The organism is uncultured Ferrimonas sp. (assembly GCF_947489035.1).
In the GTDB taxonomy this organism is placed as follows: Bacteria; Pseudomonadota; Gammaproteobacteria; order Enterobacterales; family Shewanellaceae; genus Ferrimonas.
Genome location: NZ_CANLCI010000008.1, coordinates 96542 through 120490, shown reverse-complemented (window position 1 = coordinate 120490; position 23949 = coordinate 96542). Strand labels below are relative to the sequence as shown.

The window sequence follows — 23949 nt, the reverse complement described above, 5'->3', positions numbered from 1 at the left end:
CCGAAACGTAGGTCACGTTAGCCTCTCTTTGGCGTAACGTGACACCCATGTGGCAACTCATGCGGTAACCCATATAAAACCACGTCGCCGCCCGTTCGCATCACCATCACCGCAACCTCGTTTGATTACGCCTGCGGCTAATCAAACCTACCAACATCATGCCGCACCGTAGGTCACGTTAGCCGCTGTTTGGCGTAACGTGACAGCCCATGTGGAACCCATGCGATAGCCCATGTAATAACTCACGGAACAACGCCGCCCGTTCGCATCACCATCACTGCAGCCTCGTTCGATTACGCCTGCGGCTAATCAAACCTACCAACGTCAAGCCGCTGCGTAGGTCACGTTAGCCGCTGTTTGGCGTAACGTGACAGCTCTTGTGCCAACCCATATGGCAGCCCGTGCCGAGCTACAAGCCCTAAGCCAATCCCAACAGCGCGTACGCCACTTCAGCGCAGCACTCGGCGGCTTCATCCCGCTCTACCCCCATCAGGTGGCGCTCAACCAACAGCAGATAACTGCCGATGCCGTTGCCATCTTGCGCTTGGATCAAGCGGCACAGATCTTCAACGTAAGCGTGGTATTCGTCGTCGCAAGCCCCGCCAAAATCACTCACACCGATGGGATCCCACTGCTGCAACAGCACGGCGGTGACCGCCTCGGCCAAGTCGCGGTTAGGCTGATAAGGCGGCAAGCTCGCCAGCTGTGATTCAAGCAGCTGCGCCACCCCAGCATCAATGTCGATGCCGCTTGCTGCCTGACCGCAAAAATCAGCGCCATCGAGTTGGGGCTGATCGGCGCTGAACCAATACCCCAGCAACGGCGCATCGGCCTTACTGGCGCTGAAATCAATACAGGCCACCTGCAGGCTTAACGGCTGCGGGTAAGGGGTAACGGGCAGATAGTAGTGGCCGATAAACACCGGCTTGAGCTGCGCCAAGTTAAAGCCAAAATCGAAGCCATCGATCGGTTGGCTTAGCAAACTGTCTGGCAGCGCCGTACCGGGCACGGCGATGTCGGCAAAGCTGTGGCACTGCGCGGGTGTTTGCCACCACGCCACCCGCAGGTGATGACGCTCGGTGCCGTTTTTGTCGTGAAAGCTCAGGCCATTGGGCAGCTTCACCTCTGGCCCTTTTAACAAGGTTTCCAGCAGCTGAAACAGCGGATGCTGTGGATCAAAGGCATCCGGCCAGAACTCCGCCTTTAAGCTGTTATCGGCGTGCAGATAGGGCTTAAGCTTATCGATGCTCGGCTGGTGCCAACAGGCGTGGATCGCCCGCAGCGACTCGGTTTCAATAAACAGCGGCAGGGTTTTAAACCACTCAATCCACGCGTTGTGCTCGCCGCTGTCTTGCCCAACTTGGCTCAAAAACTGCTGATGTTGGTTGAGGTTGCTGGGCTTATTGCGATCGCGGCCATAACGCCCATCCCGCCGCCGCGTAAGCCAACCAATGGCGTTCAGTTCGTGGTTGCCCAAGATGCAGTGGCCAAAGCCGCCATCAACCAGTGCCTTTACCTGTTGCAGCAACGCCAGCTGATCGCATTGCTCGCCATCCAAACCGTTGTCGATCAGATCCCCCACAAACAGCAGCTGGCTGTCACGGGCGGCGCTGTCGCTATCGCTGGGATCGAAATCCGCTTGTTCTAACAACGCCGTTAACTTGTGGCTGTGGCCATGAATGTCGCCGATGATCAGCAGCTTGCTGGCGTTGATAATGGGCTTGGGATTGGAATTGACCTTGGCCTTAGTGTTGGTGTCGGCGGCAGCTGCCGCAAGGGGCGAAGGGGTCATGGGGTTCCTCTATTAGGGGTGTCTGCGCTAATTTGAGCGCTGCTGGGCTGACGGTGCGTTACCAACGATATCGTCGCCTGCGGCGCGTAAATGCTGCATTGCTTTTAAGGGGATTATGTCGCGTGGCGACGGCACACTAACTCGTAGCAAAGAGGGGGGATTCTCCCTTCGGGATCCCATCGCCTCAGCACAGCTTAAGTTTCGCTCCTTGCACTGCGCCATTCGGCACGGCGTCGATGCGCCCCCCATGGCTTAGCGATGCATTCGCAACATCCTGTTGCTCAACCTCATTATGCAACACACCGCTCAACGCTGTGAATGCGGCAGCAAAGCAAGTGCGGCGTTGCTCTCACTGTTAGGCAATCATTTTACGGCGATGATTTTATGTCGATTTGGTAATGCGGTAAGGCAAGAAACCGGAGGGGCCAGCGGCTGGATTGAAGGAATAGATGCGACAGCCACTGCGTTATCAGCCGAAAATTAGCCAGCGAATTGACGATAGCATCAATAAAAACTGCGGGGGTCACAACAAGTGAATTAGTTTACTGGTAGCACAACAGTCGTTTTAACTTAACAGTGCTTGCAGCGTCGATGTCATTAACGCCATTCGCTCGATACGTATACAGCTCATATGCTGTTCTTCAGTAATACTAACTCTATCTTCTTTTTCACTAAATTGGTGCTTGGGAAAAGCGACAATTCAAGGTAATCTACTGATTATGTTGAAAATTACAATTATTACCAATCAGTAACGCTGTAATAAAGGTGCCAATCGTAGTTGTAATACTAGAGACAGTGGCATCGTAATAAACTGTTAAATGGCAGGAGTAGTATGCACGAACATCGCGGTGACATTGTTAATTCATTGGTTCATTTGACTAAAGAGAGTGGGGATACCTCAGCTCTCGACACTCTGTGCAAAATATTAAGTGATGGAAATTAATCGGAAGCACCAAAATAGGTTTTATTAAAGGGCCTCATCCAGCAGTTTGCTTTACAGAAACGCCATTGTCATCGCTAAAGCATTTCGCTTCTAAACCGGAAGAGAAAGAGGATGCAAGATATAGATTTTATGGTGTTGCAATTAATAAAAAAGGTGCTTTTGAGTTAGGTGCTCGGCCTGTAATTTACTTGCCTGATAATGAAGGGGATTGGATACCGCAAGATCAAAAATGGAGGCATGTTCGTTATGAATATGGCGAAGTTGATTGGACTCACGAAAGAGAGTGGAGAAAAAAAGGTAATCTTGATCTAACTGAAGTAGTCGGAATTTATATTATTTGTTGGCATTCAAATGAAATTGAAAAAATTAAAGAATCTATGAGTGAAGATGTAGCGAAAAAAGTACGCGGATTTTTACCGATGCTCCATTTGAATATGATGCTGTAGCCATTTAACAAGCACTTTAAACGGAACAAAAACTGTTGGCTTTGTTTCGTTCCTAAACAAGTCTAGCTAACAATTTTTGTCCGCTTAAGCAGGCGTTATAAGCCATGATGTTTATGAAATATTTTAAGTGTATATTAATTGTAGTAGTTACCTTTGTAGCTGGAACATACGGTTATTACTTTCTAGCTACTGAAGTTAACAGGCATGCAGATTTTGCTGCTACGGTAATCATCGAGGATACACTAGCGTCTAATGCCGCTTACGACCTTGAGAAACTTCGAGAAATAGAAATAAGCATTAAAGATAATGACTCAGATTTAACTTCAAAGCTTATTGATGATTTTATTAAAATTAAAACCCAGATGCTTCAGGCTTGTGTGACCGAACAGTGTGAAAGCATAGGTAAAAACCGAATTAAATAAGTTATTGGCTTATAAGAAGTCGTTCAAGCAGGACAAATAACAGTTGCCTGTTAATTAGGCATCAGCACACAAGGCAAAACATGCAAATTTTACCGTACAGCACTGCACATCGAGCCCAGTGCCTTGCCGCTTTTGACAGTAATGTTGGCCAATATTTTGCGCCATCAGAGCGCGAAGAGTTTATTGAGTATCTGGATTCACTTACCGCTGAGCCTGAGTACTTTGTCTGTCTTAAAAACGACCAGTTAGTCGCCTGTGGTGGTATCGGCATCCATGCCGAAACGGGTTCCTTAGCTTGGGGTTTGGTTCATCGAGACTTTCATGGCCAAGGGATCGGGACGCTATTAACCGATTACCGCTTGTCGTGTTTAAAAGCGAACAGCTCGGTTCAGGTTGTTAAGATTGAAACCTCCCAACACACCGAAGGCTTTTATAACAAGCGCGGGTTTGTGGCAACGAAGTCAGTTGCCAATGGCTTTGGCGCGGGCATTGACTGCGTTTCAATGGCGCTGTCCTTCGCTCGTTAAGGTTGGCTCTTGGCTTGATGATTTGGGTTTAGGTGATGGCTTTACGCTGCCATGATTCAAGTGAATTGAGGGCATGCCCCAGCAGTTAATGCGGCAGCATCCCTCAGCTCGACCAAGCTACCGATTTCCCTATCCCTATCCCTAGCCCTACCAATTCAGCAGCATAAACACCGCAACCACAAAGCCGATCACCGCCAGCAGTGGCGCTTTGAATTGGCGTAGCAGCACCAGCGCGACCACAGCGATGGCCAGATCCCGCGGTTGGTTAACGGCGCTGGTGAATACCGGCTGGTAGAGGGCGCTGAACAGCAGCCCGACCACGGCGGCGTTGATGCTGGCAACCACGGCGGCAACTTGTGGTCGCTGGGCGATGGCTTGCCAGCTGCCAAGGCAGAGCCACATCAGCAGCAGCCCCGGCAAGAAGATGGCGATGGTGGCCACCAGTGCCGCCATGGCGGGATCCTGCGGCAGGCTCATGGCACCTAGGTAGGTGGCCACAGTAAACATCGGCCCCGGCACCGCTTGGGCGGCGGCGTAACCGCTGAGGAATTCAGTTTGGGTTAGGCTGTCGCTGGCAAATTGCTGCAGCAGCGGCAGCACCACATGGCCACCACCAAACACCAGCGCCCCCGCTTGGTAGAAATCCGCCGCCAGATAACCCAGCGCGGTTTGGCTTGGCCACAGCATAAACAGCGTGGCGGCGCCAAGGCAGAACAGCGCTGGCCAGTTGAAGTTAAACGGCGCGGTGGCCAGTTCATCGCTTTGGCTGCGGCCGCTCCACCAGCCCCAAAGCGCGGCCACGGCCAAGACCAGCATCTGCGTGCCGATGTGATTGCTGATCAGCAGTGCGGCAGCGCTAAGGGCGGCGATCAGCCAGCTGGCGCGCTCTCGGCAAAACTGCTTGCTCATCTGCCAGACGGCATCGGCCACCACCACCAACGCCACCAATTTGAGGCCGCTGATCAGCGACTGCGCCAGCGGCCACGCTTGCCAGTGGCCATAGCCCAAGGCCAGCGCCAACAGCAGCAAAAACGACGGCAGGGTAAAACCAAAGAACGCGGCAATGCCCCCCGCCAGCCCCGCCCGTTGATAGCCGATGGCAAAACCCACTTGGCTGGAGCCGGGCCCCGGCAGCAGTTGGCTTAACGCCACCAGTTGGCTGTACTGGCTTTGCTGTAACCAGCGCAGCTCTTGCACAAAACGCCGTTGGAAATAACCAAGGTGCGCCGCTGGGCCGCCAACACTGACCAAACCCAACAGCAAAAATCGCCAAAATACCTGTACTACTGCGGCCATCGTTCTTCCTTGTATGACTGTGCGACGCGGCGCAAAGATCCGATTGCGCCGCAGCTTATTCCGAGTTTAAGACACTGTAATGACGACGAAGATTACCACAACCAAGCTGATTCCAAGCCCGTTAAACTCGTCGACAATTAGCTCAAGTCGGCCATCAATCGCTTTAAGCCCTGCTCCACTTTGGCAAAAAAAGGGGCGTTGTTTTTACCGTGGCTACATCGCGGGGGCGTTTGGGATTGCCAAGGGTCTTGCCCCTTGCCCCTTGGCCGCTGCTGGGCGGCCCCACAACAACCTTTGTGCATCTGCTGGCCAGACAACATCGCGCTAACCGTTATCAACAACGCCAAAAAAAAGGAGCCGATAAGGCTCCTTTACTTATGCTACTTGCTGCTACTCACTGCGCGAACAGCTACAGACAGCTACAGACAGCTAACGCCAACTCGCGGGCAACTACGACTGCAGCGGTGGCCGCTGGTGCAGCTTCTTACCCGCTCGCAATGCCAACAAACTTGGGGTCAGCAGCAAGGTAAGGAAGGTGGCAAACGCCAAGCCGCCAGCCACGGTGGTGGCCAACTGCGACCACCACTGGGTTGATGGTGCACCAAAGGTGATGGTGCGGCTGAACAGATCGATGTTGGTTTGCAGCACCATCGGCATTAACCCCAAGATGGTGGTGATGGTGGTTAGCATTACCGGCCGCAAACGCTGGGCGCCAGTACGCACGATCGCTTCAGCAGGGCTGAGCCCCTGCGCCACCAACACGTTGTAGGTGTCGATCAGCACAATGTTGTTGTTGACCACAATCCCCGCCAGCGAGATCACCCCAAGGCCACACATGACAATGCCAAAGGGCTGATTGGTGATCATCAACCCCAGCAGCACCCCTGCGATCGACAACACCACCGCCGTCAGGATCAAAAACGCTTGGAAGATCGAGTTGAACTGGGTCACCAGAATGATCGCCATTACGCACAAGGCGATCAAAAAGGCGTTGATCAAGAAGGTTTGCGATTCTTGCTGATCCTCTTGTTCGCCACGGAAACTCAGTTGCACCGAAGGATCCAGTTGCAGATCCGGCAGCTTGGCTTGCAGCGCTGGCAGCACTTGATCCAGCTGCACCCCCGGCGCCAGATCCGCTTCGATCTTCATCACTCGGCGGCCATCAACGCGGCGAATGCTGTCCACCTTGGGCGCGGCCACGCGATCCATAAAGTTGCCCACCGGCACCTGCCCGTAACTGGTGTTGATCCGCAGTTGATCCAGCCGCAGGATGTGGCGTTTTTCTGCGGGGAAACGGGCGCGAATGTCCAGTTCGTCGTCGGCGTCATCTGGGCGATATTCCCCCAACTTTAAGCCCGAAGTCACCAGCTGCACGGTGCTGCCCACCAAGGTGGCATCCGCACCGAAGCGGGCGGCTTTGGTGCGATCCACCAGCAGCTGCCATTCGATCCCGGGTTTGCTGCCGTTGTCGGTGATGTTGATAAAGCGCGGATCGCTTTCCAGCTCGGTGCGGATCGTGGCGATGGCGTCGTTCAGTGCCGCCGGCAGCTTAGAAGCCAACTGCAACTGGAACGGTTTGCCACCGGATGGGCCGTTTTGATCGCGGCGTACTTCCAGCTCGATCCCTTTTAGATCGTCCAACCGATCGCGCACCTTGGTTACCACGGTGTCGGCGTCTACTCGTTGCTGCCAATCGATCAAATTTAACCGAGCGTAGCCGATGCGATCGCTGCCGCCGCTGCGACTGTAAAGGGTCTCTAACTCTTCCATGTCGCCGATGCGCTGTTCGACCTGTTTCATCAATTGATCCTTTTCATGGATCGACAGATCGCCGTAGCCGCGCACGTACAGGTTCAGCCCTTCCGGTTCGACTTCAGGGAAGAATTCGGTGCCTGCGTTGTTGAAGACGTAGGTGGCGATGATCAGCACCACCGTCACCAGCATCCCCAGCAGCACTTTCCATGGGTGGGCGATGGCCCGTTGCAGTTGGCGCACGTAGTGGCCGGTCAGCCCCGGCAGTTGGCTTAGATCGCCATGTTCCGCTTGCTTCATGGCGGCGCGGGTTTTGGCGCTCAGCGGCAACGGCTTACCAAACAATGCCCCCAAGGTGGGCACAAAGATCAGCGCCATCAACAGTGAGGCACTTAAGGTGGCGATCAGGGTCAGCGGCATGTACTTCATAAACTCGCCCATGATCCCCGGCCAGAACAGCAGCGGCGCAAAGGCGGCTAAGGTGGTGGCGGTAGACGCAATAATCGGCCACGCCATCCGCTGGGCGGCTTCGCGGTAGGCAATCCGCTTGTCGGCGCCTTCGGTCATGCGTCGATCGGCAAATTCGGTCACCACGATGGCGCCATCCACCAACATGCCCACCGCCATGATCAGCGCAAACAGCACCACCATGTTAACAGTTAGCCCCATTACCCCCAGCAGCATGATGCCGGTTAGGAATGAGCCGGGAATGGCCACGCCCACTAAACCCGCGCTGCGCAGCCCCAAGGCGGCCACCACCACAATGGTGACCAGAATGATCGCCGACAACACGTTGTTTTGCAGATCCAGCAGCATCTCTTCGATCTCTTCACTGCGATCGCCGGTGAAGGTGACTTGCAGGCCGTTGGGCCACTGCGGTTTGCTCTGCTCAACAATGGCGCGCACCTGCTGCACCGTTTCGATGATGTTTTTGCCCGGGCGCTTTTTCACTTCCAGCGACAACGCCGGTTGTTGGTTTAGGCGGGCAAAGGAGTTGGGATCTTTAAAGCCGCGGCGCACGGTGGCGAGATCGCCAATGGTGATCACTTGATCCCCCTGCACCTTGACCGGCAGCGACAATACGTCGGTGATGTTTTCAAACACCGACGGCAGCTTAACCGCAAAACGGCCTTCGCCGGTGTCCATGGTGCCTGCTGGCACCAGGCGGTTAGAGCGCGACACCAAGGTAACGATGTCGCCTACCGACAGCTGGTAGCTTTCCAGCAGCAGCGGATCGACGATGATCTCCAGCAGTTCGTCGCGATCGCCGCCGATCTCTACTTCTAGCACCTGCGGCAACGCTTCAAACGAGTCCTGAAAACGCCGTGCCAGCTGCACCAAGGCGCGTTCGGATAGTGGCCCCGACAAGGTAACGGTGATCACCGGATTCTCATCCGCCATGGTCACTTCGTTAACCGTGGGTTCTTCGGTGTCAGCGGGCAGTTTGGCGCGGGCTAAGGTAACTTTGTCGCGCACCTTGGCCAGTGCTTCGCTGGCGTCAAAACCGGCGTCAAACTCCATCACCACGCTGGCGTGGCCTTCGGATGCCGTCGAGCGCAGTTCATCAATGCCTTCGATGCTGCGCAGCTCTTGCTCCATCGGCCGCACCAGCATCCGTTCGGCGTCTTCCGGCGAGATCCCATCGTGGCTGATGGAGACGTAGATCACCGGAATGGTGATGTCCGGCTCTGATTCTTTGGGGATGTTGAGGTAGGTAACGGTGCCGCTGATCAGCAGCAGCATAAACACCATCAACACACTGCGGCTGCGGCTCAGCAGCGCTTGGATGATGCCGGTCATTATGGCTGCTCCAACGAGACGTTGATCGGATCGCCATCGCGCACAAACGCTTGGCCAACGGTGATAACGGTCACGTCGTCAGGCATGCCGCCGGTCCAGATCCCATCGCCGTCGGCTTTGACCACTTCGATGGGGTAAAACTTCACAAGATTGCCTTCTACCGCTTTCACCCCAAGGTTGCCTTGTTCGTCTAGCGCCAGCAGGGCGGGAGTGATGTAGATGGCGTTGCGCTGCTCCAGTGGCAGTTGCAGTTCGGCACTTTTACCGGCGCGCAGCTTGCCATCGGGGTTGGCCAGCGCCACTTCGATGCGGAAGGTGTTGGTGCCTTCGCTGGATAACGACGAGATGTAACGCAGCTTGCCGCTGCGATCGCCATCGCCAATAAAGGTGGCGTTGGCGGTTTGCCCCACTTGCAAAGAGACCACGTCGACTTCGGTCACTTCGGCGTTCACCACCAGCGGATCCAGATCCGCCACCATCGCCACTTTATCGCCCACCCCTAAGTAGTCGCCCACTTCCACGAAGCGCTCATTCAGCACTCCGGTGAACGGGGCGCGAATGGTGGTGTGTTCTAAATCCAGCTTCAATCGGGTGACTTCGGCTTCGGCACTGACTAACGCGGCTTTGGCCTGCGCCAGTTGCAGTTCGCCTTGCAGCCCTTGTTTGGCCAATTTTTTCGCGCCGTTGTAATCCAAGGTTTGTTGGGTCAGCAGGCTTTGTGCCCGCGCCAGCTGTTGCGGCAGATCGCGCTGATGCAGTGTCATTAATGCTTGCCCTGCCTCAACCTGCGCGCCGCGTTCCAGCAGCACGGCGGTAATGCGACCGCGCACTTCCGCCCGCAAGGTGGCCATCCGATCCGGTTGGGTGCGGCCATACAGGATCACTTCTCGCTGCACGGGCTGCGCCTGCATGCGCTTGGCGGTTACGGCGACCGCTTCAATGGCATCGGCGCGGGGGGCGGGTTCGTCGCTGTTTGGCTCTTCGCTTGGCCAAACCACGCCAGAGGCCAACCACAACACCAGCGCGATGCTCATGAGCAACGCCACCATCAATGGGTTTCGGGACATACCACCACTCCTTGGGCTGTCTTTGTACTTAATTAAGACACCGAGAATATGGTGATCTTGGTCACCATCCAACCTAAATTTGTGACAACCAGTATTAATGGTGAGCAAAAACTCAAACTGAGCCCGGTTCAAGCACTGCGCGGCGGCCAAATTATGGCCACAAAAAAACCGCCATGATGGCGGTTTTTATTACGAGCTGAGCGCCGTTTCGGTTACACCGAGAACGAAGCGCCACAGCCGCAGGTGGTGGTGGCATTGGGGTTGTTGACAAAGAAACGGCTGCCTTCGAGCCCTTCGGTGTAATCAACAATGCCGCCCATTAGGTATTGCAGGCTCATTGGGTCAACCAACAGGGTGACGCCCTCTTTTACCACAGTCATGTCGCCGTCGTTCGCCTTCTCATCGAAGGTAAAGCCGTACTGGAAACCGGAACAACCGCCGCCAGTCACGTACACGCGCAATTTCAATTCTGGGTTTTCTTCTTCTGCCAACAGGGTTTTCACCTTTGCCGCGGCGGCATCGGAGAATTCGATCGGCAGAGCTTGTTCAGCGACTGCAGTCATGGATACCTCTCAATTTCAGACTCTGGGATTATCTAATACCTGACTAATCCGTTCAAGTTTTACCCTGTAGTTTACGGAGGGTATCGGCGCTAACCAGTTGTGAAAATGGGAACAACGTCTCGCTGTTACCGCCTTTTCCACGGCTCTTTAACGTTATCAGCACCCGCTCTGGAATAAAGTTTTCCGGCACGCTGATTTCGCCGTCAAATTGCTGAAAGTAACGGAAAGAGTAGTCGAACTTGGCGCTGTCGCCGCCCAGTGCCAGCAGGCTTAAACGCTGGGCTTTGCCCGCTTGCGTGCCTTCAAGCTGCACGCTCACGCTGCCTTTGCCGTACCGCTTACGCAGCTGTTGCTGAGTTAACACCAGTTGGTAGCGAAAGCGGCGCGGGGTGTTGGTTTCATCCAACACCAGATCGTGCACGACAACCCCATCCACCTCTTGTTCTGGCGCCATGATGTTGCGGTAGAACGCCAGCTCGGTTTGCACATCGTCCAGTTGCTGCCGCTGCCGCACCAGTGCCGCTTGGGTTTCGTGCTGGCTTTGCTGTTCGAGTTTCAGTTCTAACTGCAGCGTGACCCGCTGCTGATCCGCCTGCAACTGTTGCTGTTGCAGCTGTTGTTGCAGCTGCTGCGCCTGCGCCAGTTGTTGCTGCTGGCTGTACAGCACGGGGCTGAGGATGGCCGCGCCAAGCCCAATAAACAGCAGCGCCAACAGCAACAACAACGGCCCACTTGGGTACAGTCGTTGCCAAAATGCCAGCAGCGCGTGCCAGCGGTGTTTCCAATATTGCATCATCTGATCAGGGCTTCTCTATGATAAACTCAGGCCAATAAAGTCCGCTTACTCAAAGACATGATTGCCGATTATAAGTTCCGACTCGCGTCCGCTCGCCTTAGTGTACAGCTCTGTTTATTGGGGCTGTTGGTTGGGGTGGTTGCCAGCGTACTTATTATCGCGTTTCAGCTAACGGTGGCGTCGCTGCAATCGCTGTTATGGTTTGCGGCGGAGGATTTTACCCAGCAACCGCAATGGATGCGAGTGGCACTGCCCATTGGTGGCGCCATCACCATTGCCGCCTTAATGCATTTCAGCAAGCGCCACTATCGCCGCACCGGCATCGCCTTTGTGATCCATCGGATCCAAAAACACTATGGCCGCATCCCCTTAGGCTCTGGCATTAACCAATTTATTACCGCCGTATTGGCGCTGGTCAGTGGCTTCTCGGTGGGCCGCGAAGGCCCAGCGGTGCACATTGGCGCCAGTGCCGCCACCATGGTAACTCGGTGGTGGTCGCTGCCCGATAACACCATGAAGATCCTCTCTTGTTGCGGCGTTGCGGCGGGGATCTCGGCCATTTTTAACACCCCATTGGCGGGGGTTATTTTTGTGTTGGAAGTGGTGCTGCGGGAATACAAGGTGCACTACTTTTTGCCGATCACCATTGCCGCTGTGACGGCTTCGGTCAGCAGCCGCATCGCCTTTGGCGATGTGCATCTGTACGCCAGCTTAGAGCTGCCGCAGATGCCGCTTGAACTGTACCCAACCTTGGTGGGCTTTGGTTTGGTGCTGGGGTTGGTGGCGGCGTTTTTCCACCACGCGTTGATCCGCACCAATTCGATGAGCCACCACCTGCCCCAGTGGCAACGCATTGTGGCGGCAGGGATCATCACCGCGGCCGTGGGCCTGTTGATCCCGCAAGCGCTTGGGGGCGAACACTCGGTGGTGGCGCTGTCGCACTTGGCCGACACCGGGTTAATGCTGCTGGCTTCGCTGCTGATCGCCAAAATTGTGCTAACCATTGCCGCCATCGGCCTTGGCATTCCGGGCGGCTTAATTGGGCCAATGTACGGCATCGGTGCCCTGCTTGGCGGCACCATGTGTTTGCTGTTTACCCCGTTGTTGCCACAAGTAGAACAGTACCTCAGCCTGTACACCGCCATCAGCATGACCGCGATGATGGCGGTGTGTTTAAACGCCCCCATCGCCGGTTTGTTGGCGTTGGTGGAGCTGACCAACAACGCCACGGTGATCCTGCCGTTTTTGCTGGTGACCATTCCGGCGTTCCTGTTGGCGCACCTTGGGTTGGGCGCCAAGCCGATCTTCTTACGCCAATTGGACATCATGGGCTTGGGCTACCGAGTGCCGCCGATTGAGCAGGATCTCAGTAAAACTGGGGTGCTGGCGCTGATGCACACCGATCTGATCTGTGGCCGTGCCGACTTAAACGCAGCCCAGCAGCTGGAGCTAATCAAAACCGCCGCCGGCAGCCACCTGTTGATCCCCAGCGAACAGGGGCAGCAGTTGGTGTCGCTGCACAGCGACTTTACCGACGCCGACAACAATCCGCTGGCGTGCACGGAACTCAGCGGCTTGCCCGATAACGCCACCTTGGCCGAGGTTTACCTGCTGCTGTCGCCCAGTCGCCAAGGCATGGTGTACATCTACCATGGCGATCCAAGCTGCCCAATTGGCTTAATCAGTTGGTCGAAACTGCATAATTTTGCCCGCTACGGCACCAGTTAAGTGCTTTGTGTCCAGTAAATCAGCAAGCTGTGATCATGGCGCTTGCGCGGCAAGGTCACAAAATGACACTCTGCCAGCGCCAATTTTTACCCAATTTTAATTTCGTTGCTGCGGTAACGAGGTGGGCAGCGCCTTGATGGCGCTGTGCTAACGTATAGGCAATTGTGGCGCGCTTAAGTCGCCCTCCCATTGAAGCCGCTGGTTTGGGCCTGCCCCGCCAGTCATAGACCGAAGGTATGGAGAACCATGAACCGCTCTGAAACCCTATTTGAACAAGCCCAGCAGACCATTCCTGGTGGCGTAAACTCCCCTGTACGTGCATTTAAAGGCGTGGGCGGTACCCCAGTATTTATCGACCGTGCCGATGGCGCTTACCTGTTTGACGTAGACGGCAAACAGTACATCGATTACGTCGGTTCTTGGGGGCCAATGATCTTGGGCCACAACCACCCAGCAATCCGCGATGCGGTACTGCAAGCGGTTGAGAAAGGCTTATCCTTCGGTGCGCCAACCGCAAGCGAAGTAGAGATGGCTGAGCTGGTCTCGGAGATCCTGCCGTGCGTTGACCAAGTACGGATGGTGAACTCGGGCACCGAAGCCACCATGTCGGCGCTGCGCTTGGCGCGTGGCTTCACTGGCCGCGACAAGTTCATCAAATTTGAAGGGTGCTACCACGGCCACGCCGATTGCCTGCTGGTGAAAGCCGGCTCTGGCATGCTGACCTTTGGCGAGCCAACCTCGCCAGGCGTACCGGCCGATTTCGCTAAGCACACCCTCACCGCCGACTACAACAAGTTGGATTCGGTTAAGGCGCTGTTTGATTCCAACCCAGGCGAGATTGCCGCGATCATTCTGGAACCGGTTGCGGGCAACATGAACTGCATCCCACCCATCCCAGGCTTCTTAGAAGGTCTGCGCGCACTGTGTGACGAGCACGGCGCGCTGCTGATCATCGACGAAGTGATGACCGGCTTCCGCGTATCCCTAACCGGTGCCCACGGCCACTACGGCGTTAACCCTGATCTGGTTTGCTTAGGCAAAGTGATTGGCGGTGGCATGCCTGTGGGTGCCTTTGGTGGTCGTCGCGATGTGATGGACTTCTTGGCGCCAAACGGCCCGGTATACCAAGCGGGTACTTTGTCTGGTAACCCTGTAGCCATGGCGGCGGGCCAAGCCCAGCTGAAGCTGCTGCAACAAGACGGCATTTACGCCGAGCTGACCGCCAAAACCGAAAAGCTGGTTAACGGCATTCAAGCGGTTGCGGATAAGAACGGCGTACCGATGACCACCAACACCGTTGGCGGCATGTTCGGCTTGTTCTTCACCAGCGCAGCGAAGGTAACCACCTTTGAGCAGGTTTCGGCGTGCAACATGGATCACTTCAAAGCGTTCTTCCACGGCATGCTGAATGAAGGCATCAACTTGGCGCCGTCTGCGTTTGAAGCGGGCTTCCTGTCGATGGCACACTCTGACGCAGACATCGATGCCACCATCGATGCCGCCGATCGAGTTCTGGCGAACATCGCCAAGCTGTAACGGCTACGTTGATCCAAAAAACGGCGCTCATTGAGCGCCGTTTTTTTATGGCTGTAGTGCAGTGGCTGCTGCCGTTGGTTTATTGCTTTGCTGGGGTATGTCGCAGTGGCGACGGCACCCACAGGGGATAAATCCCCTTTGGAATCCCCTTCGCCTTAGCACAGCTCAACTTTCGCTCCTTGCACTGCGCCATTCGGCACGGCATCGATGCGCCATCCTTGGCTTAGCGATGCATTCGCAACATCCTGTTGCTCAACCTCATTTGCAGTACATCGCTCAACGCTGTGATGCGGCCGTAGAGCAGCTGCGGCGTAGCCTATTTATTTCGCCAACAGCGAGCCCCTGATCAGGCCACGGCTCAGAACCGTCGTCGCGATCAGCGTTAGCAGTGGCTGCTGCCCTACAACCCTTTGCGGTATTGGCGATTGCTGCATGGGGTCAGCTGCTGTTGCAACTGCTCGGCGGCGCCTTCGGCTTGGGCCATTAACCCTAAGAAATCCGCCACCAGCTCGGCGTCGTCCATCGGCACCGAGGTCTCGGTTTGAATTAAGCGCAGATCGATAAAGCCGTGGCTGAGTTGACGCAGATCCGCCACCGCCGCCACATTCAAAAAGTTCTGATTGGCGTACACCACGTTGTGATCGCCGCGCTGCTTATCAATCACGTAGCTGCGCCCTTTTAAGTTGATCAGACTGGCGCGCTTATCGCACTTAGGCAGGCAACTTGGGGTGACCCGATCTTTGCGACAGCCGCTGGTTTGCTGCAACAAACATTGGCGACTGGTGAGCAGGGCTTGCGGATGATACAGGCTGTAATACAGCGCCATGCCCGCTGGCGCACCAATGCCTTTTAACTGGCGCTGGTTCAGTTCGTTCGACATAAACCCACCCACACAACCAAGGCGATGCAGTACCTCAAAGCCGTAACCGTTGCTGAGGTTAAATTGCGGCCCCGCCACCCACGCCAACCCCAGCTGCTGGGCTAACGCGGCAATGCCCGAGTTATTGGTGATTAACCGCGGGGGCCGCAGCTCGTGCAGCAGCCGCTCGGCGGCCTCGAAATCACGGCCAATCAAGATGGCGGGGAAGTAAGGCAGTAACTTGGGCTCGGCGCGCAGCAGTTCGATCATCTCGTGGCAGTGGGCGTGCAGCGCCTCTGGCAGCTGGTAGTACAGCTCGACCGGTTGTTGCAGCAGCTCTGGGCTAGGGCGACGATTGATCAAGACCGCCAAGGTGCGCTCTCCTTGGTGGGTTTCGACCGCCGGGGCGGCTGGCAGCGCCACCGCTGGGTGTATGGTGTTTTCGCCATGCAGTGCTTGCAACAGTTGCTGCCGCAGCTGGGTTAACTCGGCAAAGGGCACCACTGCGCCATCGGCTAAGCCCTGCAGTTGCAGCGGCTGCAACTGATGGTTGGCGTCGTTCAGCGGTTTGACCATGGGGGCTAAGGTTGCTTCGTCAAAGCGGTGCTTTTGCCCCTGCTTCAACACCGAGCTGGACTGTACATGGTGCACCTGCGCCCGATGGCCACTGCCGACGATCAACGTCATGGTGAGCGGTTGCCCCAACTGGCCATGCAGGCTGAGGGTAAGCGGGCGCTTACTGATGTCCATTGGCGCGATCTGGGCTGCCACGTGGTTGATGATGTTGGTTTTGACATCGTACAAACGCTGTTTCACCGCTTTGATTTCGCCCAGTTCGGTGGCGTTGGCGGCGGCCGCAAAGTGGCTGGCGCTGTGATCCCGCGGGTTGTCGATGTACATCGATTGGTTGATGTTGCCATGCAGGTAACCGGCACTGAAATCGCGGTTAAACACGGTGTAGAGCAGCTCGCTGCTGTCGGCCAGTGGCTTGCCTTGGCAGTAGTTGTCGATTTGATCCCGCCACTGATCCACCACGGTGTAAACGTAATGGGATTTTTTGATCCGCCCTTCCACTTTAAGGGAATACACCCCGGCGTCAGCCAGCGCCGCCATTTCGGCAAAGGCGCTGTTGTCTTTCATGTTCAGCGGGAAGTCGTAACCTTGATCGCTGGCTTGATACTGATCGCGACAGGGTTGGCTGCAACGGCCACGGTTGCCCGAGGAGCCGTTGTGTTCCGAGCTGATGTAACACAGGCCAGAGAAACCGATGCAGTAGGAGCCGTGCACAAACACTTCCATCTGCACCCCATGCCGGGCACCGTAGCTGGCCAGCGGCTTGATCTCGGCCAAGCTCAGTTCCCGCGAAAGGTTAACTCGGCTTACCCCAAACTGGCGCAAAAAGTCGATTTGGCCGCGGTTGTGGGTGTTGGCTTGGGTTGAGGCGTGCACATCCAAGCTGGGGAAGTATTGCTGCACCAAGCCGAACAGGCCGATGTCTTGCACAATCACCCCATCTACGTCGCTGTTTTGCAGCAAGTTCAGCAGCTTCCACAGTTGCGGGAACTCACCAGGCAGCATGATCACGTTCAGGGTTAGGAAGATTTTACACTGATGCCGATGGGCTAAGCGGATCACCCCATTTAGGGCATCCCAATCGAGGTTGTCGGCACGGTTGCGGGCGTTGAATTTATCCAAGCCACAATAAACGGCATCAGCGCCAGCAGCGATGGCCGCTTTGATCGACTCTAGATCGCCACCGGGGGCCAATAATTCAAACCGTTTACTCATGCGCTACACCTCAATTTCACCACGGCGGCGCATTGTAGAGATTGGTTAACAGCTTGTATATCGCCCCACTCGCAACTTCATCAACCTAAAAAATAAAACTCTGTTTTATCTAAATTTTTAACTTCAGCTTTATTTCGGCACGGCGGCGACAATGGCGCAATGGGGTTACTTATCGGTTGTTAAGAATGGGTTCCCATGCCGTTCCAGCTCGGTAAGCCACATGCGGGTGGCCAGTTCTAACTGGTGGTATTGCGGCAGCATGTGCTCACACAGGGCGTAGAAGTTTTTGTCGTGTTGTTTCTCTTTCAGGTGCGCCAATTCGTGCACCGCGATCATCCGCAGCATTGGCTCGGGGGCTTGCTTAAACAAGCTGCCAATGCGGATCTCATTTTTGCTTTTCAGCTTGCTGCCCTGCACCCGTCGCACCGTGGTGTGAGTGCCTAAGGCGTTATGCACAATGTGCAGTTTGCCATCGTATTGGATCTTCGCCAGTGGCCCCGACTTCTTCATGTATTGCTGCTTCATCGCCATGATGTATTCCCGCAGCGCCCCATCGCTGGTGATCTGATGGGGCTTGCTGTAATTGCGCCGCAACCATTCGCCAAGGCGTCGCTCGCGCAGCAGTTGCTGCACTTGCTGTTGCAGGCTGTCGGGATAATGGCTGAGGTACTTCAGTGGGGTCATAACACTCTCATCGGTTAAACGGCGACTTCTATGATACCAGCCTCAACCGGCGCTGCCTCTGTTGCGGGTCGATCCCTGAAGCACAGTCAGACTTGCCCATGCATATCGGTCATTTGCATTCATCCATTGCCGCCGTAGTATAAAAATCAGTCGCGTTTGCATTCGCAGCCGCGCCCCTATTTTGTCTGCAAGGATCCGCCATGACTCAAGCTCACCTCGATTCATTGACCATCGGCAGCGGGGCCACACTGGCGCCGCCGCAATTTGCCGATCCACGGCAACAGCGCCAACACGATAAACAGCGTCTGGCCGCCGCCTTTCGCGCCTTTGCCCTGTACGGCTTTGACGAAGGTTTGGCTGGCCACATTACCGTGCGCGATGCGGTGGAGCCAGACACCTTTTGGGTTAACCCCTTGGCGGTGCACTTTGCGCTGATCTGCGCCTCGGATCTGGTGCGGGTGGATCACCACGGTAATGTGGTCGAGGGCGATGCGATGGTCAATAAAGCGGCCTTTGCCATTCATTCCCGCGTGCATCAATCCCACCCCAACATTAAGGCGGTGGCGCACTCTCATAGCCGTTACGGCCGCGCCTTTGCGGCCCTTGGCCAGCCACTGCTGCCGATCAGCCAAGACGCCTGCATGTTCTTTGAAAATCACGCCATCTACGACGATTTTGGCGGCGTGGTGATGGAACTGGATGAGGGCCAACGCATCGCCAATGCGCTGGGCGACAACATCGCTGCGGTGCTGCAAAACCATGGCCTGTTAACCGTTGGCAGCAGCGTGGACGCCGCCTGTGCCAGCTTCATCACCATGGACAGCTGTTGCCACAGCCAGTTGCTGGCGCAAGCCGCCGGGGAACTGAAGCTGATCCACCCCGAAGTGGCTCGTCAGGCCAAGCAGATCACCGCCTCGGATCTGGTGCTGTGGGGTAACTTCCAGCCGCTGTATCAGAAGCTGCTGGCGCAAGACTCAAGCTTCCTCGACTGATGCAGGGCACAGTCTTAACTCAGGTGCTGCTGCCGCTGGCGTTGGCCTTAATCATGTTTGGCATGGGCTTAACCCTGCGCCGCCAAGATTTCACCCGCTTGCTGCAACTGCCGCAATCGGTGGCGGCGGGGCTGCTGGGGCAAGTGCTGGGGTTGCCGCTGCTGGCGCTGTTGGTGATCAGCGCATTTAACCTCTCGACCGAGCTGGCGGTGGGGTTGATGCTGGTGGCGATCTGCCCCGGTGGCACCACTTCTAATTTGCTGTGTCACTTAGCCCGCGCCAACTTAGCCCTAAGCGTGTCGTTAACCGCGCTCAGCAACTTAATTTGCGTGTTAACCGCGCCGCTGCTGGTGGGGCTAACGCTGCAGTGGTTTGCCAGCCGCGACGCGGTTGAGTTTTCACTGGCGGCAACGGCGGCGGGCTTGTTCACGATTTCGTTGCTGCCGGTGGCCATCGGCATGGGGGTAAATCATGTTGCGCCGCAGTGGGCCAAGCGCACTGAACCGCTGTTTCGTTGGTTTTCGGTGTTGGTGCTGGTGCTGCTGGTTATCGCCATCACCATTCAAGAGTGGCAGATGTTGATCCGCATGTTCGATCAGCTGTTGCTGGCGTGTTTGGCGTTCAATCTGCTGGGGCTGGGGCTGGGTTATCTGCTCAGTTATCTGTTTCGGCTCAATGGCAACGACACCACCACCGTGGTGATTGAAGTGGGCGTGCAGAACACCACCTTGTCGATGCTGATCGCCATCACCTTCTTAGGCCACCCCGACTACGCCATTACCGCAGGCGTTTATGGCTTGGTGATGTATCTGGGTGCCGCCTTGGCCATTGGCTGGCGCCGCCGTGGCCAAGCCAAGGCAGCCGTTATGCCATCAAGCTGATACACTGGCGCTTTCGTCCCCTTTATCGGAAGCGCCATGAACATCTGGGTAGACGCCGACGCCTGTCCGGCGGTGATCAAAGAGATCCTATTTAAAGCCGCGGATCGCACCGCCACCCCCACCACCTTGATCGCCAACCACCCGCTGCGCGTACCGCCATCGCCTTACATTCAGTTTCGCCAAGTCAGCAGCGGCTTTGATGTGGCCGACAACTGGATTGTGCAGCAGGTGCAAGCCAACGATCTGGTGATCACCGCCGACATCCCGTTAGCGGCGGAAGTGATCGACAAAAAGGCGCTAGCGCTTAACCCCCGTGGCGAGATGTACAGCGCCAGCAACATCCGCCAGCGGCTGAACATGCGCGATTTTATGGACACCATGCGCGCCAGTGGGGTACAAACCGGTGGGCCACCGGCGCTGAGTGCCCAAGATCGCAAAGCCTTTGCCGGTGAACTGGATCGTTGGCTGGCCAAACGGGCGCGTTCATTACGTTAATAGCGATTCAACACAAGGAGTGTGACCATGAAACCAATAGCCCTGCTAATTGCTATATTGGCGCTGAGCGGCTGCAGCAGCATCGCCAAAAACGCGATCAAAAATAACAGTGCCAGCGAGGTGGAGCTTTCCGCTGGCCAATGCATCACTTTGAAACGCCAGTGCGATGCGGCTGATTATCAGCAATGGCAACAACGCGATGGCAGCATCGGCTGCAGTTGCGACAAGATCCGCTACTGACATCGGCTGTTACAAACTGGATTGGCCTGCGTTTCGGCCAGCCCCTAGGGTGGTAACACTGCTTTGTTATCACCGGAGTTGCCGATGCGCTACCTGATCCCACTGTTGTTCCTTATTGCCGCCCTAAGCTGCTATAGCTTGGGGATTCAATCGGGTGCATTGCTGTTGGTGACGCTGGGGTTGCTGTGCGAATTTGGCTTTTGGTTGGGGCTGGGACGGCTGTTTCGCCAGCGCCATTAGCCGCGACATGGCCCCGGTCCAATCAGCGCGCACATTTTCCCTCCCTTGCCGACTCATCTGCCGCAGCGCCTGCCGCACCCCATAGCCACTCGCTCAGCCGCTTGCTTGCCCTTGGCCATGAACAGCGGCTAACGCCCTAAAAACGTCACAGTTTCGAGCAATTATTTTCCTTTCATCACGCCGCCGGTGCCATTTCAAGCCCATCCACCACGCCATCGCATCCGCCAGCGACCGAAAAAATGTCGGCCCACGGGTGTTTTTGCCGATTTTTGCCACCTGAATTGCATTCGAACCACAGATAGCGTGATCGAGATCGTTCTTTCACATGGATTCACTTTTTCTTAAACAATCGGATCGTATTCTCGCTCTGAACCGAAATTCAGAAAAAGGATCTGTTGATGAATTATTTCGCCAAACCATCGGCCCTCGCGTTGGCCATCATGGCCGCCATGCCTGCCAGTGCCGATCTGTTGATCAGCGAATACGTTGAAGGCTCCAGTTCACGCAAAGCGATTGAGTTGTACAACAGCGGCAGCGAAGCCGTCAGCCTCGCCGGTTACTCATTAGTACGCTACAAAGACGGTGCCACAACGCCTTTAACGATGGTGGATCTGAGCGATCAAACCATCCCAGCGGGCAAGCTGCTGGTGGTGCTGAACAACAACAAAGCAGACACTGGCATCGTGCTGGCCGATGGCATTCCAACGCTCATCAACGGTAACCTGCAACACAATGGCGGCGATGCGGTGGCCTTAATCAAAGACGACCAGATCGTTGATGTGGTTGGCGACATTCCCACCCCAGACAAATGGGCCGCGAACGTTACCTTGCGCCGCAATGCCGATGCCTTAAGCGCCAACAACAAGTACGACAGCACCGACTGGAGCGAACTCAACACCGACGATTTTTCTGGCTTAGGCAATCTGGATGCGGTGGCCGCACCAGAGCCACTGGATTGCAGCCAAGCCACGTTCACCACCATTCCCGCCATTCAAGGCGAAGGCGCAACCAGCCCATTGATCCCCGATGGCGCCTACAGCAGCACCGAAACGGTGTTTGTTCAAGGGGTGGTGAGCGCCCGTGGCGACAACAGCTTTAAGGGCTTCTACCTGCAAGACATCGATGGCGACGGCAACGATGCCACCTCTGATGGCCTGTTTATCAACATGGGTGCCAAGGCTCCGGCGGAGATCCAGCCTGGGGTGGAAGTGTGCGTCCAAGGCTACGTTAAAGAGTTCTACAACCTGACTCAGCTCGACATCAGCGCAGATCCACGCATCGAAATTGGCGCCAGCGGTACCGCACCAGCCGCCACGCCATTGGTGATTGGCGATGGCGAAACCTTAGCGGATGCCCTAGAGCGGGTTGAAGGGATGAAGGTGGTGCTGGACAGCAACAGCGACATGAAGGTAACGGGCTCATTTGGCTACCAAGGCAAAAACGGCAACGTGATGCTGTTGTCGCACCAAGCGCCGCTGTTTAAGCCAACCCAAATTTTGCAGCCCGGCAGCGACGCAGCCGCCGCGCAAGCCATCGCCAACAGCCACAACCGCTTAATCGTGCAGTCCGACTACAAAGACTACGATGGCCAAATCAGCTACCTGCCGGACTTCGATCCAGAGCAGAACTTTATGCGCATTGGCGACACCCTTACCGGCCTTGAAGGGATGGTGGGCTACGCCTACAACGAGTACCGTTTGGTTGCCACCAACACCATTGATGGCAGCGATTTTAGCCGCCTTGATGAGCGCCCAGACTCCCCAGCCATTGCGACCCAAGGCGACATTCGGGTGGGCAGCTTTAACGTATTGAATCTGTTTAACGACACCGATGGCGGCGACGACGCACCAATGGCCAGCCGCGGGGCGAAGACACTGGAAGAGTTCCAGCTGCAGCGCACCAAGATCGTGAACGCCATTGTTGAGATGAACGCCGACATCATTGGTCTGATGGAGATTGGCAACAACGGCTTCGGGGAAAAATCCGCCATTCAAGATCTGGTGAATACCCTCAATCTGGAGATGACCGATGAGCAGATGTACCAGTTCATTGAGATCGCCGCAGAGGACAAATACCAAGATAAGTTCTTAGGCAGCGACGCCATCACCGTGGCGCTGATCTACCGCGCGGCCACCGTAACACCGGAAGGGGCGGCCTTTGTGATTGCCACCCCAGAGCAGCACGCGCCAGCGGCCGCCGCCAGCCGTGGCGAAGGCGATGATCTAGAGCAAAGCCCACAATACGATAAATACCAGCGCCACAGCTTGGGGCAAACCTTTATGGTGGGCGATAAGCCGCTGACGGTGGTGGTAAACCATCTGAAGTCGAAGGGCTCTGAGTGCTTGGAAGATTGGCAGGAGTTTGCCGACGACAGCGATCCGCTGGATCTGCAGGGCCACTGTAATGAGTTCCGCGTTTCGGCTGCCGATGTGATTGGCAAAGCGATCAGCAACATTGAAGGCGATGTGCTGGTGCTGGGCGACATGAACGCCTATGGCCTAGAAGATCCGGTGCGGGTACTGACCGATTACGACGCCAGCAGCAGCGATCACGTGATTGTGACGGCGGCGCACACCACCTTGAACGGCGAAACCTTGGATGCCGAGCCGCGCATCATCGAACAAGGCTACGGCTTAGTGAACCTCAACACCCAAATGCACGGGGTAGACACTTACTCTTACGTTTACAACGGCGAACTGGGTAATTTGGATCACGCCTTAGGCAACAGCAGCGTGGCTCAGCGCGTGGTGGCCATTGAAGATTGGCACATCAATGCGGCGGAATCGTCGCAGTTCCAGTACGCCGATAAGTACACCAGCAAGCTCACCAAATCGGATAACCTGTTCTCGAGCTCGGATCACGATCCTGTGGTGGTGGCGCTGAACTACACCGAAGCTAAGAAAGACAGCGACAGCGGTTCTTTAGGCCATCTTGGCCTGATGCTGCTGGCGTGGTTGGGGCTGCGTCGTCGCCGTTAACCCCTAACCGCCCATTCTCCCTGTAAGCGAAAGGCCAGTCGATTGACTGGCCTTTATTTATGGCGCTTTTGCATCCGCCAAACCGCGCGGGTAACCTGCTGCTTTTACCAAGAAAAAGTCAGCC

At 56.0% G+C, this 23949-nt stretch carries 19 protein-coding genes; 11 read left to right on the top strand and 8 right to left on the bottom strand.

The genetic code is table 11. From position 1 onward, the window contains the following. Window positions 1–418 precede the first annotated feature (418 nt). Entirely contained in the window at window positions 419–1792 is a 1374-nt protein-coding gene (locus Q0796_RS07285) for a metallophosphoesterase (protein WP_298441541.1), read from the bottom strand. Between the two features lie 1008 nt (window positions 1793–2800). Here Q0796_RS07285 and Q0796_RS07280 point away from each other — a divergent pair. The 3 genes from Q0796_RS07280 to Q0796_RS07270 all read left to right on the top strand — a co-directional run bounded on the left by Q0796_RS07280 (window position 2801) and on the right by Q0796_RS07270 (window position 4130). Further along, window positions 2801–3181 (top strand): hypothetical protein, encoded by a 381-nt coding sequence (locus Q0796_RS07280; RefSeq protein WP_298441540.1) that lies wholly within the window; start codon window positions 2801–2803, stop codon window positions 3179–3181. Window positions 3182–3285: 104 nt separating this feature from the next. Continuing rightward, window positions 3286–3603 carry a hypothetical protein gene (locus tag Q0796_RS07275; RefSeq protein WP_298441538.1) on the top strand — a complete coding sequence of 106 codons (318 nt, stop codon included), beginning with the start codon at window positions 3286–3288 and terminating at the stop codon, window positions 3601–3603. Between the two features lie 80 nt (window positions 3604–3683). After that, complete coding sequence (locus Q0796_RS07270) at window positions 3684–4130, top strand: GNAT family N-acetyltransferase (protein WP_298441536.1); 447 nt, start codon at window positions 3684–3686, stop codon at window positions 4128–4130. Between the two features lie 147 nt (window positions 4131–4277). Here the strand turns inward: Q0796_RS07270 and chrA are convergent, their stop codons facing one another. The 5 genes from chrA to Q0796_RS07245 all read right to left on the bottom strand — a co-directional run bounded on the left by chrA (window position 4278) and on the right by Q0796_RS07245 (window position 11401). After that, window positions 4278–5426: a chromate efflux transporter gene (chrA, locus tag Q0796_RS07265; protein WP_298441534.1), complete on the bottom strand. Its 1149-nt coding sequence runs from the start codon at window positions 5424–5426 to the stop codon at window positions 4278–4280. Window positions 5427–5876: 450 nt separating this feature from the next. Beyond that, the gene (locus Q0796_RS07260) at window positions 5877–8978 is read right to left on the bottom strand and encodes an efflux RND transporter permease subunit (protein WP_298441533.1); all 3102 of its coding nucleotides are present in this window, start codon (window positions 8976–8978) and stop codon (window positions 5877–5879) included. After that, window positions 8978–10045 (bottom strand): efflux RND transporter periplasmic adaptor subunit, encoded by a 1068-nt coding sequence (locus Q0796_RS07255; RefSeq protein ID WP_298441532.1) that lies wholly within the window; start codon window positions 10043–10045, stop codon window positions 8978–8980. Before Q0796_RS07255 ends, Q0796_RS07260 begins: the two co-directional genes overlap by 1 nt. A gap of 212 nt (window positions 10046–10257) precedes the next feature. Then, window positions 10258–10608, bottom strand: coding sequence for an iron-sulfur cluster insertion protein ErpA (gene erpA / locus Q0796_RS07250; protein ID WP_298441530.1), 351 nt, complete (start codon window positions 10606–10608; stop codon window positions 10258–10260). A gap of 52 nt (window positions 10609–10660) precedes the next feature. Then, window positions 10661–11401 (bottom strand): DUF6776 family protein, encoded by a 741-nt coding sequence (locus Q0796_RS07245; protein WP_298441529.1) that lies wholly within the window; start codon window positions 11399–11401, stop codon window positions 10661–10663. 60 nt (window positions 11402–11461) lie between these two features. On the opposite strand from Q0796_RS07245, the gene Q0796_RS07240 reads away from it, so the two are divergent. Both Q0796_RS07240 and hemL read left to right on the top strand, forming a co-directional pair. Then, a complete protein-coding gene (locus Q0796_RS07240) occupies window positions 11462–13132 on the top strand; it encodes a chloride channel protein (protein WP_298441528.1) in 1671 nt (556 codons plus the stop codon). Window positions 13133–13378: 246 nt separating this feature from the next. Further along, window positions 13379–14668 (top strand): glutamate-1-semialdehyde 2,1-aminomutase, encoded by a 1290-nt coding sequence (hemL, locus tag Q0796_RS07235; RefSeq protein ID WP_298441526.1) that lies wholly within the window; start codon window positions 13379–13381, stop codon window positions 14666–14668. Between the two features lie 400 nt (window positions 14669–15068). On the opposite strand, the gene Q0796_RS07230 is transcribed toward hemL, so the two are convergent. Both Q0796_RS07230 and Q0796_RS07225 read right to left on the bottom strand, forming a co-directional pair. Further along, the gene (locus Q0796_RS07230) at window positions 15069–17315 is read right to left on the bottom strand and encodes a peptidase U32 family protein (RefSeq protein ID WP_298441524.1); all 2247 of its coding nucleotides are present in this window, start codon (window positions 17313–17315) and stop codon (window positions 15069–15071) included. Between the two features lie 165 nt (window positions 17316–17480). Continuing rightward, window positions 17481–17999, bottom strand: a complete 519-nt coding sequence (locus Q0796_RS07225; protein WP_298441523.1) for a YgjP-like metallopeptidase domain-containing protein — start codon at window positions 17997–17999, stop codon at window positions 17481–17483. 200 nt (window positions 18000–18199) lie between these two features. Here Q0796_RS07225 and Q0796_RS07220 point away from each other — a divergent pair, with 200 nt between their 5' ends. The 6 genes from Q0796_RS07220 to Q0796_RS07195 all read left to right on the top strand — a co-directional run bounded on the left by Q0796_RS07220 (window position 18200) and on the right by Q0796_RS07195 (window position 23825). Beyond that, window positions 18200–18991, top strand: a complete 792-nt coding sequence (locus tag Q0796_RS07220; protein WP_298441522.1) for a class II aldolase/adducin family protein — start codon at window positions 18200–18202, stop codon at window positions 18989–18991. After that, entirely contained in the window at window positions 18991–19872 is an 882-nt protein-coding gene (locus tag Q0796_RS07215; RefSeq protein ID WP_298441521.1) for a bile acid:sodium symporter family protein, read from the top strand. The genes Q0796_RS07220 and Q0796_RS07215 overlap by 1 nt, the downstream gene beginning before the upstream one ends. Before the next feature lie 36 nt (window positions 19873–19908). Then, entirely contained in the window at window positions 19909–20367 is a 459-nt protein-coding gene (locus Q0796_RS07210; protein WP_298441519.1) for a YaiI/YqxD family protein, read from the top strand. Window positions 20368–20394: 27 nt separating this feature from the next. Further along, a complete protein-coding gene (locus tag Q0796_RS07205) occupies window positions 20395–20607 on the top strand; it encodes a hypothetical protein (RefSeq protein ID WP_298441517.1) in 213 nt (70 codons plus the stop codon). An 84-nt stretch (window positions 20608–20691) separates the two neighbouring features. Further along, window positions 20692–20847, top strand: coding sequence for a hypothetical protein (locus Q0796_RS07200; protein ID WP_298441516.1), 156 nt, complete (start codon window positions 20692–20694; stop codon window positions 20845–20847). A gap of 398 nt (window positions 20848–21245) precedes the next feature. Next, window positions 21246–23825 (top strand): ExeM/NucH family extracellular endonuclease, encoded by a 2580-nt coding sequence (locus Q0796_RS07195; protein WP_298441514.1) that lies wholly within the window; start codon window positions 21246–21248, stop codon window positions 23823–23825. Window positions 23826–23949: the final 124 nt, after the last annotated feature.

Bases quoted from the DNA above. Each gene is read 5' to 3' on its own strand.
- Q0796_RS07205 (WP_298441517.1), top strand. From the start codon at position 20,395: ATGAAACCAATAGCCCTGCTAATTGCTATATTGGCGCTGAGCGGCTGC.
- hemL (WP_298441526.1), top strand. From the start codon at position 13,379: ATGAACCGCTCTGAAACCCTATTTGAACAAGCCCAGCAGACCATTCCT.
- Q0796_RS07230 (WP_298441524.1), bottom strand. From the start codon at position 17,315: ATGAGTAAACGGTTTGAATTATTGGCCCCCGGTGGCGATCTAGAGTCG.
- Q0796_RS07225 (WP_298441523.1), bottom strand. From the start codon at position 17,999: ATGACCCCACTGAAGTACCTCAGCCATTATCCCGACAGCCTGCAACAG.
- chrA (WP_298441534.1), bottom strand. From the start codon at position 5,426: ATGGCCGCAGTAGTACAGGTATTTTGGCGATTTTTGCTGTTGGGTTTG.
- Q0796_RS07270 (WP_298441536.1), top strand. From the start codon at position 3,684: ATGCAAATTTTACCGTACAGCACTGCACATCGAGCCCAGTGCCTTGCC.
- Q0796_RS07285 (WP_298441541.1), bottom strand. From the start codon at position 1,792: ATGACCCCTTCGCCCCTTGCGGCAGCTGCCGCCGACACCAACACTAAG.
- Q0796_RS07195 (WP_298441514.1), top strand. From the start codon at position 21,246: ATGAATTATTTCGCCAAACCATCGGCCCTCGCGTTGGCCATCATGGCC.
- Q0796_RS07275 (WP_298441538.1), top strand. From the start codon at position 3,286: ATGATGTTTATGAAATATTTTAAGTGTATATTAATTGTAGTAGTTACC.
- Q0796_RS07210 (WP_298441519.1), top strand. From the start codon at position 19,909: ATGAACATCTGGGTAGACGCCGACGCCTGTCCGGCGGTGATCAAAGAG.
- Q0796_RS07220 (WP_298441522.1), top strand. From the start codon at position 18,200: ATGACTCAAGCTCACCTCGATTCATTGACCATCGGCAGCGGGGCCACA.
- Q0796_RS07255 (WP_298441532.1), bottom strand. From the start codon at position 10,045: ATGTCCCGAAACCCATTGATGGTGGCGTTGCTCATGAGCATCGCGCTG.
- Q0796_RS07200 (WP_298441516.1), top strand. From the start codon at position 20,692: ATGCGCTACCTGATCCCACTGTTGTTCCTTATTGCCGCCCTAAGCTGC.
- Q0796_RS07245 (WP_298441529.1), bottom strand. From the start codon at position 11,401: ATGCAATATTGGAAACACCGCTGGCACGCGCTGCTGGCATTTTGGCAA.
- erpA (WP_298441530.1), bottom strand. From the start codon at position 10,608: ATGACTGCAGTCGCTGAACAAGCTCTGCCGATCGAATTCTCCGATGCC.
- Q0796_RS07260 (WP_298441533.1), bottom strand. From the start codon at position 8,978: ATGACCGGCATCATCCAAGCGCTGCTGAGCCGCAGCCGCAGTGTGTTG.
- Q0796_RS07215 (WP_298441521.1), top strand. From the start codon at position 18,991: ATGCAGGGCACAGTCTTAACTCAGGTGCTGCTGCCGCTGGCGTTGGCC.
- Q0796_RS07240 (WP_298441528.1), top strand. From the start codon at position 11,462: ATGATTGCCGATTATAAGTTCCGACTCGCGTCCGCTCGCCTTAGTGTA.